At 65.5% G+C, this 14,837-nt stretch carries 14 protein-coding genes; 12 read left to right on the top strand and 2 right to left on the bottom strand.

Translation table 11 applies throughout. The annotated features are described in order from the left end of the window. Nucleotides 1-2,412 (bottom strand): penicillin-binding protein 1A, encoded by a 2,412-nt coding sequence (locus QF040_RS31210; protein ID WP_429614164.1) that lies wholly within the window; start codon nucleotides 2,410-2,412, stop codon nucleotides 1-3. A gap of 239 nt (nucleotides 2,413-2,651) precedes the next feature. Between QF040_RS31210 and QF040_RS31215 the strand changes: the two genes are divergently transcribed. Genes QF040_RS31215 through QF040_RS31265 form a run of 11 tightly spaced genes read left to right on the top strand, consistent with a single transcriptional unit; the run spans nucleotide 2,652 to nucleotide 13,290 of the window. Then, complete coding sequence (locus QF040_RS31215; protein WP_013539687.1) at nucleotides 2,652-3,731, top strand: pilus assembly protein PilM; 1,080 nt, start codon at nucleotides 2,652-2,654, stop codon at nucleotides 3,729-3,731. Further along, a complete protein-coding gene (locus QF040_RS31220; protein WP_429614165.1) occupies nucleotides 3,728-4,348 on the top strand; it encodes a PilN domain-containing protein in 621 nt (206 codons plus the stop codon). The genes QF040_RS31215 and QF040_RS31220 overlap by 4 nt, the downstream gene beginning before the upstream one ends. 6 nt (nucleotides 4,349-4,354) lie before the next feature. Then, nucleotides 4,355-5,032 carry a type 4a pilus biogenesis protein PilO gene (locus QF040_RS31225; protein ID WP_429614166.1) on the top strand — a complete coding sequence of 226 codons (678 nt, stop codon included), beginning with the start codon at nucleotides 4,355-4,357 and terminating at the stop codon, nucleotides 5,030-5,032. Further along, complete coding sequence (locus QF040_RS31230; RefSeq protein WP_429614167.1) at nucleotides 5,029-5,568, top strand: pilus assembly protein PilP; 540 nt, start codon at nucleotides 5,029-5,031, stop codon at nucleotides 5,566-5,568. The genes QF040_RS31225 and QF040_RS31230 overlap by 4 nt, the downstream gene beginning before the upstream one ends. Next, complete coding sequence (pilQ, locus tag QF040_RS31235) at nucleotides 5,565-7,733, top strand: type IV pilus secretin PilQ (protein WP_429614168.1); 2,169 nt, start codon at nucleotides 5,565-5,567, stop codon at nucleotides 7,731-7,733. Before QF040_RS31230 ends, pilQ begins: the two co-directional genes overlap by 4 nt. A 23-nt stretch (nucleotides 7,734-7,756) precedes the next feature. Further along, nucleotides 7,757-8,305 carry a shikimate kinase gene (locus QF040_RS31240; RefSeq protein ID WP_429614169.1) on the top strand — a complete coding sequence of 183 codons (549 nt, stop codon included), beginning with the start codon at nucleotides 7,757-7,759 and terminating at the stop codon, nucleotides 8,303-8,305. Between the two features lie 42 nt (nucleotides 8,306-8,347). Then, complete coding sequence (aroB, locus tag QF040_RS31245) at nucleotides 8,348-9,457, top strand: 3-dehydroquinate synthase (protein WP_429614170.1); 1,110 nt, start codon at nucleotides 8,348-8,350, stop codon at nucleotides 9,455-9,457. After that, nucleotides 9,454-10,584, top strand: coding sequence for a deoxyguanosinetriphosphate triphosphohydrolase (locus tag QF040_RS31250; RefSeq protein WP_429614720.1), 1,131 nt, complete (start codon nucleotides 9,454-9,456; stop codon nucleotides 10,582-10,584). Before aroB ends, QF040_RS31250 begins: the two co-directional genes overlap by 4 nt. Continuing rightward, on the top strand, nucleotides 10,581-11,837 hold the full coding sequence (locus tag QF040_RS31255; RefSeq protein WP_429614171.1) for a CynX/NimT family MFS transporter: 1,257 nt from the start codon (nucleotides 10,581-10,583) through the stop codon (nucleotides 11,835-11,837). Before QF040_RS31250 ends, QF040_RS31255 begins: the two co-directional genes overlap by 4 nt. Then, entirely contained in the window at nucleotides 11,834-12,409 is a 576-nt protein-coding gene (locus QF040_RS31260; RefSeq protein WP_429614172.1) for a DUF1415 domain-containing protein, read from the top strand. Before QF040_RS31255 ends, QF040_RS31260 begins: the two co-directional genes overlap by 4 nt. Beyond that, a complete protein-coding gene (locus tag QF040_RS31265; protein WP_429614173.1) occupies nucleotides 12,406-13,290 on the top strand; it encodes a class I SAM-dependent methyltransferase in 885 nt (294 codons plus the stop codon). Before QF040_RS31260 ends, QF040_RS31265 begins: the two co-directional genes overlap by 4 nt. An 18-nt stretch (nucleotides 13,291-13,308) precedes the next feature. On the opposite strand, the gene QF040_RS31270 is transcribed toward QF040_RS31265, so the two are convergent. Then, nucleotides 13,309-14,028: a DUF1266 domain-containing protein gene (locus QF040_RS31270; protein ID WP_429614174.1), complete on the bottom strand. Its 720-nt coding sequence runs from the start codon at nucleotides 14,026-14,028 to the stop codon at nucleotides 13,309-13,311. A 68-nt stretch (nucleotides 14,029-14,096) separates the two neighbouring features. On the opposite strand from QF040_RS31270, the gene QF040_RS31275 reads away from it, so the two are divergent. Beyond that, nucleotides 14,097-14,792, top strand: coding sequence for a transposase (locus QF040_RS31275; protein WP_429614175.1), 696 nt, complete (start codon nucleotides 14,097-14,099; stop codon nucleotides 14,790-14,792). The last annotated feature ends 45 nt before the right edge of the window (nucleotides 14,793-14,837 follow it).

The following is a 14,837-nucleotide window of genomic DNA, read 5'->3' on the forward strand; positions in this document are numbered from 1 at the left end:
TCAGTTCCGGAACAGATCGAGGATGCGGTTGCGCTCTTCCGGCGGCGCCGGCGGGCTCACCGGCGCGCCGGTCAGGGCCTCGACGGGTGCAACGGGCGCGGCAGCTTCCACGCCGAGGGTCGCGACGCCGCGGCCCGGCGCATAGTCGTCGTAGTACCACTCGCCGCCGACGTTCACGATGCCCGAAGGCGGCGTGGTCGACAGGTCTGTCACCGGCACGCCCTTGAGGGCGGTCTCCATGTAGTTGATCCAGATCGGCAGGCTCAGGCCGCCGCCGGTTTCGCGGTCGCCCAGGTTGCGCGGCGTGTCGTAGCCGATCCATGAGATGGCTGTCATCGTCGGCTGGAAGCCCGCGAACCACGCATCGAGCGAGTCGTTGGTGGTGCCGGTCTTGCCGTAGAGGTCGACACGCTTGAGCATGGCCTGCGCCTTTGCGGCGGTGCCGGCGCGAGCCACGGAATTGAGCAGCGTGTCCATGATGAAGGCGTTGCGCTGGGGAATGGCGCGGTTCGCCTCGTTGAGCAGCGAGGGCTGCTTGTCGACCAGGAGCTTGTCCTTGTGGTCGGTGATGCGGGTCACGAGGTACGGATTGACGCGGTACCCGCCATTGGCAAAGACCGAGTAGCCCACCGCCATCTGCATCGGGGTGACGGCCCCTGCGCCCAGCGCCATGGGCAGGTAGGCGGGATGCTTGTCCTTGTCGAAGCCGAAGTTGGTGATCCAGTCCTGCGCGTAGCGGGTGCCGATGGATTGCAGTATGCGGATCGACACCAGGTTCTTCGACTTCATGAGCGCCGTGCGCATCGACATCGGGCCGTCGTAGCCGCCGCCGTAGTTCTTTGGCTCCCAGGGCTGTCCACCGGTGGTGCCGGCGTCAAAGAACAGCGGACCGTCGTTGATGACCGTGGCAGGGGTGAAACCCTTCTCGAGCGCCGCCGAGTAGATGAACGGCTTGAAGCTCGAGCCCGGCTGGCGCCAGGCCTGCGTGACGTGGTTGAACTTGTTCTTGCCGAAATCGAAGCCGCCCACCAGCGCCTTGATCGCGCCGTCGCGCGGGTCCATGGCGATGAACGCGCCTTCCACTTCAGGCAACTGCGTGATTTCCCAGGTGTTCTTGGGCGTCTTCACCACGCGGATCACCGCGCCGCGGCGGATCTTGATGTTGGGCGGCGCCTTGTCGGAGAGGCCCGACTGCGCGGGCTTGAGGCCTTCGCCGGTGATCTGCACCGGGTCGCCGTTGCCGCGCACCGCGGTGATTTCCTTGGCGTTGGCCTTGAGCACCACGGCGGCCATGACGTCGCCGTTGTCGGGGTGATCGGTCAGCGCGTCGTCAACGGCTTCGTCCAGTTCCTTGGGGTCGTTGGGCAGGTCGACGAACTTCTCGGGGCCACGGTAGATCTGGCGGCGCTCGTAATCCATGATGCCCTTGCGCAGCGCCTTGTAGGCAGCCGCCTGATCGGCGGCGACCAGCGAGGTGTAGACCTTCAGGCCGCGCGTGTAGGTGCTGTCGCCGTACTGCGCATACATCAGTTGGCGCACGGTTTCGGCGACGTACTCGGCGTGCAGGCGGTTCGGATCGGCGGCGTCACGCAGGTGCAACTCTTCCTTCTTGGCTTCGGCCGCCTGCTCGGCGGTGATGAAGCCGGCTTCCTGCATGCGGTCGATCACATAGAACTGGCGGCCGCGCGCGCGCTGCGGGTTGTTGACCGGGTTGTTCGCGCCCGGCGCCTTCGGCAGGCCAGCCAGCATGGCGGCTTCCGCGATCGTCAGTTCTTGCAGCGGCTTGCCGAAATACGCGTCCGACGCGGCGGCGAAACCATAGGCGCGGTTGCCCAGGTAGATCTGGTTCAGGTAGATCTCGAAGATCTGGTCCTTGCTGAGCAGGTGCTCCAGCTTGAAGGTCAGCAGCACCTCGTAGACCTTGCGGGTCAGCGTCTTCTCGGAGCTCAAATAGACATTGCGCGCCACCTGCATCGTGATGGTCGAGGCGCCCTGACTCTTCACGCGGTTCAGGTTGGCCAAGCCGGCGCGAACCATGCCCTTGTAGTCGACGCCGCCGTGGTCATAGAAGCGCGCGTCCTCGGCGGCGAGCACCGCGTCCTTCACCACCTTGGGAATGGCGGCGATCGGCGTGAGGTTGCGGCGCTCTTCGCCGAACTCGCCGATCAGCGTGCCTTCGGCGGAAAAAACCCGCAGCGGCAGCTTGGGCCGGTAATCGGAGAGTTCCGAGATGTCCGGCAGGTTCGGATAAGCGACAGCCAGCGCCACCGCGACCACGCAGAGGACCGACAGCACACCGGCCGCGGCAATGCCGAGCCCCCAGAACACGAAGCGCAGCAGCCATTTGAGCCAGGCTGGGCGTGCGGGAGGAGGGGTCTTGGCTGGCCCTTTGGGGCGTGAAGTTTCTTGCATGAGGGCCCGGAGAGTCACCCGACATTATAAAAAGCCGTCCCTTCGGCCGCGGTTCGATCTTTGCTGTCTCGCACAGTCCTAATTCGAAAGTTACAGAATGCGGCTTTGACGTCAGGTTTTGACAACGTTTTGCCGTTTTGCCCCCCTTGGTTGCTTGGTTGGTACAACGCCTGCTGCTAGAGTGCAACCGAACGCATATTTTTCCATTGGTTACAAATACAGGGGGAGAGGGACCTAACTTGGCTGCTCTTGGATCATTGTTTCGTCGTCAAAACGCCCCCTTGCTTGGGCTGGATGTCAGCTCGTCCAGCGTCAAGCTGGTAGAGCTCGGCCGCGAGGCCAGCGGCAAGCTGGTTCTGGAGCGCTGTGCCATCGAACCCCTGGAACGCGGTTGGATCACCGACGGCAACGTCGAGAAGTTCGACGAGGTGGCCGAGGCCGTCCGGCGCGTCGTGCGCAAGAGCGGAACCAAGACGCGCAACGTCGCGCTCGCGCTGCCGCCCTCGGCGGTGATCACCAAGAAGATCATTCTTCCCGGTGGCATGAGCGAGCAGGAACTCGAGATCCAGGTCGAGTCCGAAGCCAACCAGTACATCCCTTTCTCGCTGGACGAGGTGAGCCTCGACTTCTGCGTCACAGGCCCCAGCACCTCGTCCGCCGGCGATGTGGAAGTGCTGATTGCAGCCTCCCGCAAGGAAAAGGTCCAGGATCGCGAAGGCCTGGCCGAAGCGGCCGGGCTGAAGGCCATGATCCTGGACGTCGAGTCCTATGCCTCGCGCCTCGCGACCGCACGCCTGATCGAGCAGCTGCCCGGCAAGGGCGTGGATTCGATCGTGGCGCTGTTCGAAGTGGGCGCCTTTACCACCAGCATGCAGGTGCTGCGTAACCAGGAGGTGCTGTACGACCGCGACCAGGCCTTCGGTGGCGCGCAGCTGACCCAGTTGATCGTCCGCCAATACGGCTTTTCCGCTGAAGAAGCCGAAGCCAAGAAGCGCAGCGGCGATCTGCCCGACGACTACGGCTCGGGCGTGCTCAAGCCCTTCGTGGAAAGCATTGCGCAGGAAATCGCACGTGCGCTGCAGTTCTTCTTCACCAGCACGCCGCACAACCGCGTGGACTATGTGCTGCTGGCCGGCGGTTCGTCGTCGCTGCCGGGCCTGACCAGTGCCGTCACCCGCCAGACCTCTTTTGCCTGCTCGCTCGTCAATCCGTTCGACGGCATGGACTTTGGGCCGAGCATCCGCGAGAAGAAGGTGCGGCGCGAAGCGCCCTCGTACCTGACCTCTTGCGGCCTTGCCATGCGGAGGTTCCTGCAGTGATCCTCATCAATCTGCTTCCGCACCGCGAAGCCGCACGCAAGCGGCGTCGCGAGGCTTTCTATGGAACCCTCGGCGGCGCTGCGCTGCTGGGCGGCCTGATCGCAGGCCTCGGCTATCTCTGGTTCGAGGCGCAGATCTCCAACCAGCAATCGAAGAACAGCTTCCTGCAGGCCGAGATCAAGAAGCTCGAAGTCGAAATCAAGGAAATCTCGACGCTGCAGGACGAAATCGCGGCCTTGCGTGCACGCCAGCAAGCGGTCGAGGACCTGCAGGGCGACCGCAACCTGCCCGTGCACCTGCTCAACGAACTGGTCCGGCAACTGCCTGACGGCGTCTACCTGACCAGCATGAAGCAGGACAACCAGACCGTCACGCTGCAAGGCATGGCGCAGTCGAACGAACGCGTGTCGGAGCTGCTGCGCAACCTGGGCAACAACAGTCCGTGGCTGGTGAAGCCGGAGCTGGTCGAAATCACCTCGACGATGGTCAACCTGAGCCAGCGCGATCAGCGCCGCGTCGCGAATTTCACGATGAAGATCGGCCTGAAGCGGCCGACCGATGCACAGAAGGCTGCAGCCGACAAGGCATTGGCCGCAGCGGCGCAGGTCAAGGGGTAATCGATCATGGCAAGCAATCGCCCCTCCCAAAAAGTAGACATGTCCGCCGTACTGCGGAACGCCGGCGACCAGTTCCGCGGACTCAATCCGAACGACCCGTCGATGTGGCCGGCAGTGCCGCGCTATGCCCTGTGCCTGGCCGTGACCGCTCTGGTGCTCGTGGCGCTGTGGTTCGTGTGGCTCACCAACTCCAATGACCAGCTCGAGAGCGAGCGCGCCAAGGAAGTGACGCTCAAGGCCGACTACCAGAAGAAGGTCGCGCAGGCAGCCAATCTCGACCTGTTGAAGAAGCAGCGCGAGCAGGTGCAGCAGTACGTGACCCTGCTCGAGAAGCAGCTGCCCAGCAAGGCCGAGATGGACGCGTTGCTCTCGGACATCAATCAGGCAGGGCTCGGCCGAAGCCTGCAGTTCGAGCTGTTCCGTCCCGGTTCGATATCGGTGAAGGACTATTACGCCGAGCTTCCGATTGCCGTTCGCGTGACGGGGCGCTACCACGACATGGGCGCTTTCGCCGCCGACGTCGCCAGCCTCTCGCGCATCGTGACGCTCAACAACGTGACGATCACGCCGCAAAAGGACAAGGACGTGCTGACGATGGACGCCACCGCGCGCACCTTCCGCTATCTCGATGAAGACGAGCGGGCCGCCCAGAAACGCGCCACGGCGCCGAAGGCGAAGAAATGAAAGCGGCAAGCAAAGTCCTGTGGCTGATGCTGGCCACGGCGGGTCTGAGCGCCTGCGATTCAGGCCAAGAAGACCTCCAGCGCTGGATGGTCGAGCAGCGTGCCCAGGTGAAGCCTTCGGTGCCGCCGATTGCCGAGCCCAAGAAATTCACGCCTCAGGCCTATACCGAAGGCTCTTCCTTCGAGCCGTTCAATATCCTGAAGCTGACGCAGGCGCTGCGCCGCGAGTCAAACCAGCCGAGCACCTCGGAGCTGATCGCGCCCGAGCTGGCGCGCCGCAAGGAATCGCTCGAAGCCTTCCCGCTCGACTCGATGGCCATGGTCGGCAGCATGAACCGCAACGGCCAGCCGGTGGCGCTGGTCCGTGTCGACAAGCTGCTCTACAAGGTGCGCGTCGGCGAATACCTGGGGCTCAACTACGGGCGCATTACCCGTATCAACGAAACCGAAGTCGCCTTGCGTGAAATCGTGCAAGACGCCGCCGGTGAATGGATCGAACGCGTGGCGACATTGCAGCTGCAAGAGAGTGCGAAATGAACCAAAAAAAATCAACGATGGCACAGTGGCTGCGCGCCGCCGGGCTGGGTCTGCTGGCCTTCGGTGCAGTTGCCGTCGCCCATGCGCAAAACGCGATCGAGGCTGTGACCAGCTCGACCCAATCCGGCGCCGAGGTGATCCGGATCGATCTCGCCAAGCCGCTCACGGCGGTGCCGGCCGGATTCGCCGTCCAGACGCCGGCGCGTATCGCGCTCGACTTCCCGGGCGTGACGAATGCGATCGGCCGCTCCGCCATTGAGGTGAATCAGGGCAACCTGCGTTCGGTCAATGTGGTGCAAGCCGGTGAGCGCAGCCGGGTGGTGCTGAACCTGAAGCAGGCCACCGCATACAAGACGGAAATCCAGGGCAAGTCGCTGCTGGTCGTTCTTGAGCCTGTGGCTGGCACCGCCCTGGCCACATCCACCGCTACTGTTTTCGCGGAGAACCGCAACCGCGACACGCTCCCCCTGCGCGATGTCGATTTCCGTCTCGGTGCCGACAGCACCGGCCGCGTGATCGTCGACCTGCCGAACAACCAGGTGGGCGTCGACGTCAAGCAGCAAGGCAAGAACCTCGTCGTGGAGTTCACCAAGTCGACGCTGCCTGAGGGGCTGCGCCGTCGCCTCGATGTGGGCGACTTCGGAACGCCGGTTCAGCTGATCACTTCGCAACAGTCGGGCGACCGCGTCCGCATGACGATCGAAGCCAAGGGCGACTGGGAACACAGCGCCTACCAGAGCGAAAACCAGTTCGTGGTGGAAGTCCGCGCCCGCAAGGTCGATCCGACCAAGCTGACGCAAGGTGTGGGCTACAACGGCGAGAAGCTCTCGCTGAACTTCCAGAACATCGAGATCCGCTCGCTGCTGCAGGTGATCGCCGACTTCACGAACTTCAATATCGTGACCTCGGATTCGGTGACTGGCGCGCTGACGCTGCGCCTGAAAGACGTGCCATGGGACCAGGCGCTCGACATCATCATGCAGGCGAAGAACCTCGGCATGCGCAAGAACGGCAGCGTGCTGTGGATCGCGCCGAAGGATGAAATCAACGCCAAGGAAAAGCTTGAATTCGAGGCGAAGGCGGCGATCGAGAACCTGGAGCCGCTGCGTACGCAATCGTTCCAGTTGAACTACACGAAGGCGATTGCCATTGCGCAGGGCCTGATGGGTACTGGAGCTTCGGCCGGCGGCAGCGGTGGTGGTGGTGGCAGCAGTGGTACGACGACCCGCATCTTGAGTCCCCGCGGCAGCGTCATCGCAGAGTCCCGAACCAATCAGTTGTTCGTGTCTGACATTCCATCGCGCCTCGCGCAGGTAACGGAACTGATTCAGAAGTTGGACATTCCCGTCCGTCAGGTGCTGATCGAAGCCCGGATCGTCGAAGCATCCGACACGTTCGGCAAGTCGCTCGGGGTTCGCTTGGGTGGTGGCATTGCAGGAGAGCGCTTCGCCTCGTCGGCCGGCAATCGTGCGTTCGGAACGATCGGTGCGATGCCCGTCTCGGGCACGGGCGGTTCGGGTGGCAATAGCGGTGGCACTCCCACAACGACTTGGACCAATTCCAACTTCATCAACCTGCCAGCAGGTGATGCAGGCCAGGCAGGTACCGCGGCCGGCACCTTCGCAATTTCGCTCTTCAATTCGAGTTTCTCGCGCATGCTGAACCTCGAAATCTCCGCGCTCGAAGCCGACGGCAAGGGCAAGCTGGTTTCCAGCCCTCGTGTCATCACCGCCGACCAGACCAAGGCGCTGATCGAGCAGGGGGAAGAAATTCCCTATCAGCAGGCAACGTCCAGTGGCGCGACCTCCATCTCGTTCCGCAAGGCAGTGCTGAAGCTAGAGGTCACCCCACAGATCACGCCTGAAGGCAACATCATTCTGACCCTGGACGTGAGCAAGGATGCGCGCGGCGTCAACACGCCGTCGGGCCCTGCCATCAACACCAAGCACGTGCAGACCGAAGTGCTGGTGGAGAACGGCGGCACGGTTGTCATCGGTGGTATCTTCGAACTTACCGAAACCAATGACGAGTCGCGCGTGCCGGTGCTGGGTGAAATCCCCTACATGGGGGCATTGTTCCGCAAGCGCGAACGCATTGCCAACAAGACCGAAATGCTCGTCTTTATCACTCCAAAGATGATTACCGACCGCAACGCCGCGCGCTGACGCGCGGGCGTAGCAGCTACCGCGTGGCGGTCGCACTCGTCGGCTTGCCCGGCGCCGGAAAATCCGCAGTGGGCCGGCGCCTGGGCGCACGGCTGAACACTCCATTCATCGACACCGATCACGTGATCGAACAGCGCATCGGCTGCTCGATCCGTGACTACTTCGACCGCGAAGGCGAAGTGGCCTTCCGGGATCTCGAACAGACCGTCATCGCGGATCTCGCTGCTAACGCCCAAGGCGTGCTGGCCACTGGCGGCGGTGCCGTCCTGCGGGAAGCCAACCGCAGCCAGTTGCGGGATCACTTCCACGTGATCTACCTGCGCTCCTCCCCCGAAGACCTGTTCCGGCGCCTGCGCCACGACGTCAAGCGGCCGCTCTTGCAGGTGGCCGACCCGCTCGGGCGGCTTCGCGAGTTGCACGATGCGCGCGACCCGCTCTATCGCGAGACGGCCCACGACGTGGTCGACACCGGCCGGCCCTCGATCGCCATGCTGGTGAACATCATCGTAATGCAACTCGAACTGGCCGGCATCGTCGCGCCGGGCGCCCATCCGGAAGAGCCCGCCGCCTGAGAGGCCGAGCCCGCCCCGGCCGCAGCGCCTAAACTCGCTGCCATGCCATTGCCCGCACCTTCCGCACCGCCAGAACGCGTCGACATCCAGCTCGGCGAGCGCAGCTACCCCATCCTGATCGGCTCCGGCCTGCTGGACGATCCGGCGAGCTTCGCGGCCACGCCCGCGGCGGCCAGCGCGCTGATCGTCAGCAACACCACGGTCGCTCCGCTCTACGCCAAGGCCCTTCGGACCGCATTGGCGAACCGCTTTCGCACCGTGCACCTGCTCGAGCTTCCCGACGGCGAGGTGTACAAGAACCTGGAGACCCTGAACCTGATCTTCGACGCACTGCTGGGCCACGGCAGCGACCGCAAGACCGTGCTGTTCGCCCTGGGCGGCGGCGTGGTGGGCGACATGACCGGCTTCGCCGCCGCGAGCTACATGCGCGGCGTGCCCTTCGTCCAGGTGCCGACCACACTGCTAGCGCAGGTCGATTCGTCGGTCGGCGGCAAGACGGCCATCAACCACCCGCTGGGCAAGAACATGATCGGCGCGTTCTACCAGCCGCAACTGGTCGTCTGCGACCTGGGCACGCTGCAGACGCTGCCGCCGCGCGAACTCAGCGCAGGCCTGGCCGAGGTGATCAAGTACGGACCGATCCACGACATGGCCTTCTTCGATTGGATCGAGACGAATATCGACGCGCTGGTCGCGCGCGATCCGGCCGCGCTTGCCTATGCCGTCAAGCGCAGCTGCGAGATCAAGGCGCTGGTGGTCGGTCAGGACGAGCGTGAGATGGGCCTGCGGGCCATCCTGAATTTCGGCCACACCTTTGGCCATGCCATCGAATCGGGACTCGGCTATGGGGAGTGGCTGCACGGCGAAGCGGTCGGTTGCGGCATGGTCATGGCGGCGCACCTCTCGCAGCGGCTGGGCGGCGTGGACACAGCCTTCGTCGAACGGCTCACGCGTCTCATCGAGCGTGCGGGCCTGCCGATCGTTGGCCCGGCGCTGGGTGCCGATCGCTACCTGGAACTGATGCGCGTCGACAAGAAATCCGAAGCCGGCGAAATCCGTTTCGTGGTCATCGACCAGCCCGGTTCCGCCGCGGTCAGCAGCGCGCCCGACGCACTGGTGCGCGAAGTGCTCGCGCAGTGCTGCGTGGAATGAGCCTCGCGGCGTTCGCCTGCCATCCCGCGCAGTCGCGCGGCCGCCGTCATGCCGAGCCGCCCGCGCCCACGCGCGATGCCTTCCAGCGCGACCGCGACCGCATCGTGCATTCCACGGCGTTCCGCCGGCTGGTCTACAAGACCCAGGTTTTTCTGAACCACGAAGGCGACTTGTTCCGCACGCGGCTCACGCATTCGCTCGAGGTGGCGCAGTTGGGCCGTTCGATCGCACGTGCCTTGCGCCTGAACGAAGACCTGGTGGAGGCGATTGCCCTTGCACATGACCTGGGCCACACGCCCTTCGGCCACGCCGGCCAGGATGCGCTGAACGAATGCATGGCCGAGCACGGCGGCTTCGAGCACAACCTGCAGAGCCTGCGCGTGGTGGACGCACTGGAGCACCGCTATCCGCAGTACGACGGACTGAACCTCAGCTTCGAGACCCGCGAAGGCATCCTCAAGCATTGCTCGCGCGCGAATGCCGAACGCCTGGAATTGGCCGAGCCGAACGGCGTGGCTCGCCGCTTCCTCGACCGCACGCAGCCCGGCCTCGAGGCCCAACTCTGCAACCTCGCCGACGCCATTGCCTACAACGCCCACGACATCGACGACGGCGTGCGTTCGGGCCTCATCAGCGTCGAGCAGTTGGCCGAGGTGGAGCTCTTCGAGCGCTACCGCCGCGAGGCGCTGTCCGAGTACCCCGACCTGCAGGGCCGCCGCGTGCTCTACGAGACCATCCGGCGCATGCTGAGCGCGCAGGTCTACGACGTGATCGATGCCACGCGCGCAGCGCTGCAAACGCTGGCGCCCACCGATGCGAATGGCGTGCGCCATGCGCCGCCCATCGTCGCCTTCAGCGAAGCCATGCAGTCCCTGTCGGACGAACTCAAGCGTTTCCTGTTCCGCAACCTCTACCGCCACCCGCAGGTGACGCAGACCACCGACCAGGCCCAGCAGGTCGTGCGCGAGTTGTTCGATGCCTATCTCGAGCGCGACGCCGAGATGCCTGATTCGTATGCCGGCCGCCGCGACCGTCACCGGGCCGTCGCCGACTACATCGCCGGCATGACCGACCGCTTCGCGATGCGCGAGCACGAGCGGCTGACCGGCCGGCGGGGCATCGCATGAGTACGAGTCCCGCGCCGCGCGTCCCGCTCGCGGCTTACGCCGTCATGCTCGGCGGCGTCAGTGCCGCCTTGCACCTGGGCAAGCTGCCGCCCGCCGTGCCGGCGCTGCAGGCGTCGCTCGGCATCGGATTGGTCGAGGCGGGTTTTCTGCTGTCGCTGGTGCAGGTCGCAAGCATGACGCTGGGCCTCGCGGCCGGACTTGCGGCCGACAGCATCGGCCTGCGCCGCAGCCTGCTGACGGGCCTCGTGGTGCTGACGGTGGCCAGCGTGCTCGGCGGCGCGGTCGGTGCAGGCCTTGTCGGCGGCGCGCACGCCGTGCAGTGGCTGCTGGTCCTGCGCGCGGTCGAAGGCATCGGTTTCCTGCTGGCGGTGATGCCGGGACCCGGCTTGATCCGAGCCCTGACGCCGTCGGGCGCCGACAAGGCCGCGCTCGGTCTCTGGGGCGCCTACATGCCGCTCGGCGTGGCCCTGGCGCTGCTGCTCGGGCCTGCGCTGATTGCCTGGGGCGGCTGGGCCGACTGGTGGTGGGCGTTGTCGATCGTGTCGGCGGCCGCTGCGCTCTGGGTGTGGGCGACCGTGCCTTCGGACCGGCTGCGTCCGGCCGCGTCGGGCGGCACAAGTGGAGGATGGGCATCGCGCCTGCGCTCCACCGTCGGTGCGCGCGCACCTTGGCTCACCGCGCTGACCTTCGCCGTCTATTCGGCCCAGTGGATGGCCGTGATCGGCTTCCTGCCCGCCATCTATGCCGGCGCGGGCATTCCATCCGGCTGGAATGCGGTACTCACCGCGATCGCGGCCGCAATGAACATCGTCGGCAACGTCGCGGGCGGCCGGTGGCTGCAGCGCGGCGTGGCGCCCGAGCGATTGCTGCAATGGGGCTTCCTGGCGATGGCGCTCGGCGGGGTGGCGGCGTTTGCACAGGTGGGGCAGGGCGCGGATGCGCTGGGCTTGCCGCCTGCGTTGCGCTACGCCGCGGTCTGCGCCTTCTCGCTCGGCGGCGGCATGGTGCCGGCCACGCTGTTCCTGCTCGGCGTCCGGCTGGCGCCCAGTCCCACCACGGTTTCCACGACGGTGGGGCTGATGCAGCAGGCATCGTCACTCGGGCAGTTTCTTGCGCCGCCGGCAGTGGCCTGGGTGGCGCACCGCGTCGGCGGCTGGCACTGGACCTGGGCGGCCACGCTGGCCTGCTCGCTGGCCGGCATGGCGATCGCCCGGAAGCTGGGGCGAATTCGCCCTCCCACGGAGGTGGCATGACCGCCCCAGCGACAATCGACGCCCTTCAGGCCGAAGCCGACACGCGCCGCTGGCTCGAGCGAGCGGTGATCGGCCTCAACCTGTGCCCGTTCGCCAAGGCGGTGCATGTGAAGGCGCAGATCCACTACGCCGTGCACCTGCCCACCGACCAATCCGGCCTGATGGATGCGCTTCTTGCCGAAGCCAACGACCTCGCAGCCCTCGACGCCGCCGTGCGCGACACCACCCTTTTGATTGCACCCAACACCTTGGCGGACTTTCTGGACTTCAACGATTTTCTCGGCCGCGCCGAACGCAAGCTCTCCCGGGCGGGCTTCGACGGCGTGTTCCAACTCGCGAGCTTTCACCCGCAGTTCCAGTTCGCGGGCACCGAGCCAGACGACATCGAGAACGCGACCAACCGCGCGCCGTACCCGACGCTGCACCTGCTGCGCGAGGACAGCGTGAGCCGCGCGGTGGAGGCATTTCCGGAAGCCGAAGCCATCTTCGAACGCAACATCGAGACGCTCGAGGCGCTGGGCCCCGACGGCTGGGCGGCGCTCGACGTGGGACCAGGGAGTGCCCGACCATGAACGCACACACCGCCGCCAAGGCCACGAAGACGAACAAGGCTTCCAAGGCCGACGCTGAATTGACCGAGGTACTGCGCCCCGGGCAGTCCATCGAACTGCTCAAGGAACTGCACATCCTCACGCGCGAGGGCCGGCTCAACCAGGACTCGCGGCGCAAGCTCAAGCAGGTCTATCACCTGTTCCAGTTCATCGAGCAGCTGCTGCGCGAACTGCCGGGCGAGGGCGCAGAGGCCACGCTGGCCGACCATGGCGCGGGCAAGTCGTACCTCGGTTTCATCATCTACGACCTGTTCTTCCGGGCGCGCCAGGGCGGGCACGTCTACGGCATCGAGACGCGCGCCGAACTGGTCGAGCGCTCGCGCAAGCTGGCGGAGCACCTGGGCTTCGGCCGCATGTCATTCCTGAACCTCACGGTGGCCGAATCGGCGAATGCGAGCGAGCTGCCGGCGCAGATCGACGTGGTCACCGCGCTGCATGCCTGCGACACCGCGACCGACGACGCGATCGCCTTCGGTCTCGCGAAGAAGGCGCGCTGCATGGTGCTGGTGCCGTGCTGCCAGGCGGAAGTGGCTGCGTGCCTGCGCGAAACCAAGGCGCTGGCCCTGTCGCGCACGCCGCTCGCGGAGCTGTGGCGTCATCCGCTGCACACGCGCGAAATCGGCAGCCAGCTCACCAATGTGCTGCGCTGCCTGTACCTCGAAGCCAACGGCTACAGCGTCACGGTGACCGAACTGGTCGGTTGGGAGCACAGCATGAAGAACGAGCTGATCCTGGCGCGCTACACCGGGCAGCGCAAGGCGAGCGCGGCGACGCGGCTGGGCGAATTGCTGTCGCAGTTCGGGCTCGACGCGCTGGGCGATACGCGGTTTCGGCTCGCCTGACGAATCCGCAACAGGGCGCTAGGCGGGGCGGGCGGCTCCGCGCGAGGCCACCAGGTCTGCGAACGAATCACGCGTCGGCCACGCCACGGTTTTCCAGGGGCTGAGTTCGTCCGCGAGAAGCTTCTCGGCCACCGAGGCCAGCAGCTTGCGCCCGACGATGTTGCTGCCCGGCGCGTTGCGTTCGCCGGCGAGGAAGCTCTGCGCGTAGCTGTCCCAACCGGTGAAGCGGTCGATGGCGAGTTCTGCTGCAGGTTCGAGCCAGTCCAGTGATTCTTCTGCAGTCGCATGGCCGACCGCCGCCGCACCGGTCGCCAGATGGGCCGCGCGCCCGATCCACAGGGCGAGGGCGTCATTGCTGGCTTGCGAAGCGAGGTCTTCGACGATCCCTGCCACCGCGGCCTCCGCCTCTTCTCCATTCGTCACCGAGAAATCGCGTGCCAGCAGTTTCTTCCAGGCTTCGACTTCGTTAGGCGGAATGCCGATGCACAGCAGGTGCACCGCGCTGCGTTGCGCCTCGTGTGCTTCCTTCAGGTCGGGTGCAAAGGTCTGCCGGTACACCGCGGCGAGCGCCACGGCAAAGTTCTCGAAGCGCGAGGAGGCCGCGAGGCGCGCTGCCAGCGCGGCGTTGTTTTCCTGCTGCGCGGCCTCGCGATCGGCCGTTTCCTGGGCGAGCTCGTCCCTTCCTTCGGCCATGCCTTCCTTCACCGAATCGACCAGTTCCTTGAAAAACTTGAACATTCATCCCTCCCTGGGTGCGTTGGTAAACGGGCCGCTTAGGATACAAGCCTCGCGCGTCACTTCATTCCATGGCCCGTCTCCCCCGTCTCACGCTGGCCGACATGCCGCACCACGTGATCCAGCGCGGCAACAACCGCCAGCCGATCTTTGTCGATCGTGCGGACCACGAAAAGCTGCTCGGCCTCTTGGCCGACAACGCCGCGCGCTTCGGTATCGCGCTGCACGCCTATGTGCTGATGGACAACCACTTCCACCTCCTGGCCACGCCCGACAGCACCACGGGTCTGCCGCAGTTCATGCAGTCGGTCGGGCGCAGCTATGTGCGTTATTTCAACGACCGTCACGGCCGCAGCGGCACCTTGTGGGAAGGCCGCTACAGGTCGACGCTGATCCAGACCGATCGCTACCTCATGACCTGCATGGCCTACATCGACCTCAATCCGGTGCGTGCCGGCATGGCGGCCGATGCCCGCGACTATCCGTGGTCGAGCCACGGGCACTACGCGGGCCTGCGGCACGACAAGCTGCTGACGCCGCATCCGCTGTACTGGGAACTCGGCAACACGCCGTTCGCGCGTGAGGCGGCGTATGTCGAGTTGGTGCGCGCGGGGGTTCGAATGGCCGATCAGGACGCGCTGACCGAGGCGACCTTGCGCGGCTGGGCGGCGGGTGACGGTGAGTTTCTGGACGCTTTGCAGAAATCGACCGAGCGCCGCGTGGTCAAGGCGAAGGCTGGCCGGCCACCATCAGCATCCAATTCCTGAGTCGATAACGCCGACTGCCCGGCGTAACCGCTCGCTCTTCCGCTA

The organism is Variovorax sp. W2I14 (genome assembly GCF_050435205.1).
Lineage (GTDB): Bacteria > Pseudomonadota > Gammaproteobacteria > Burkholderiales > Burkholderiaceae_C > Variovorax > Variovorax paradoxus_C.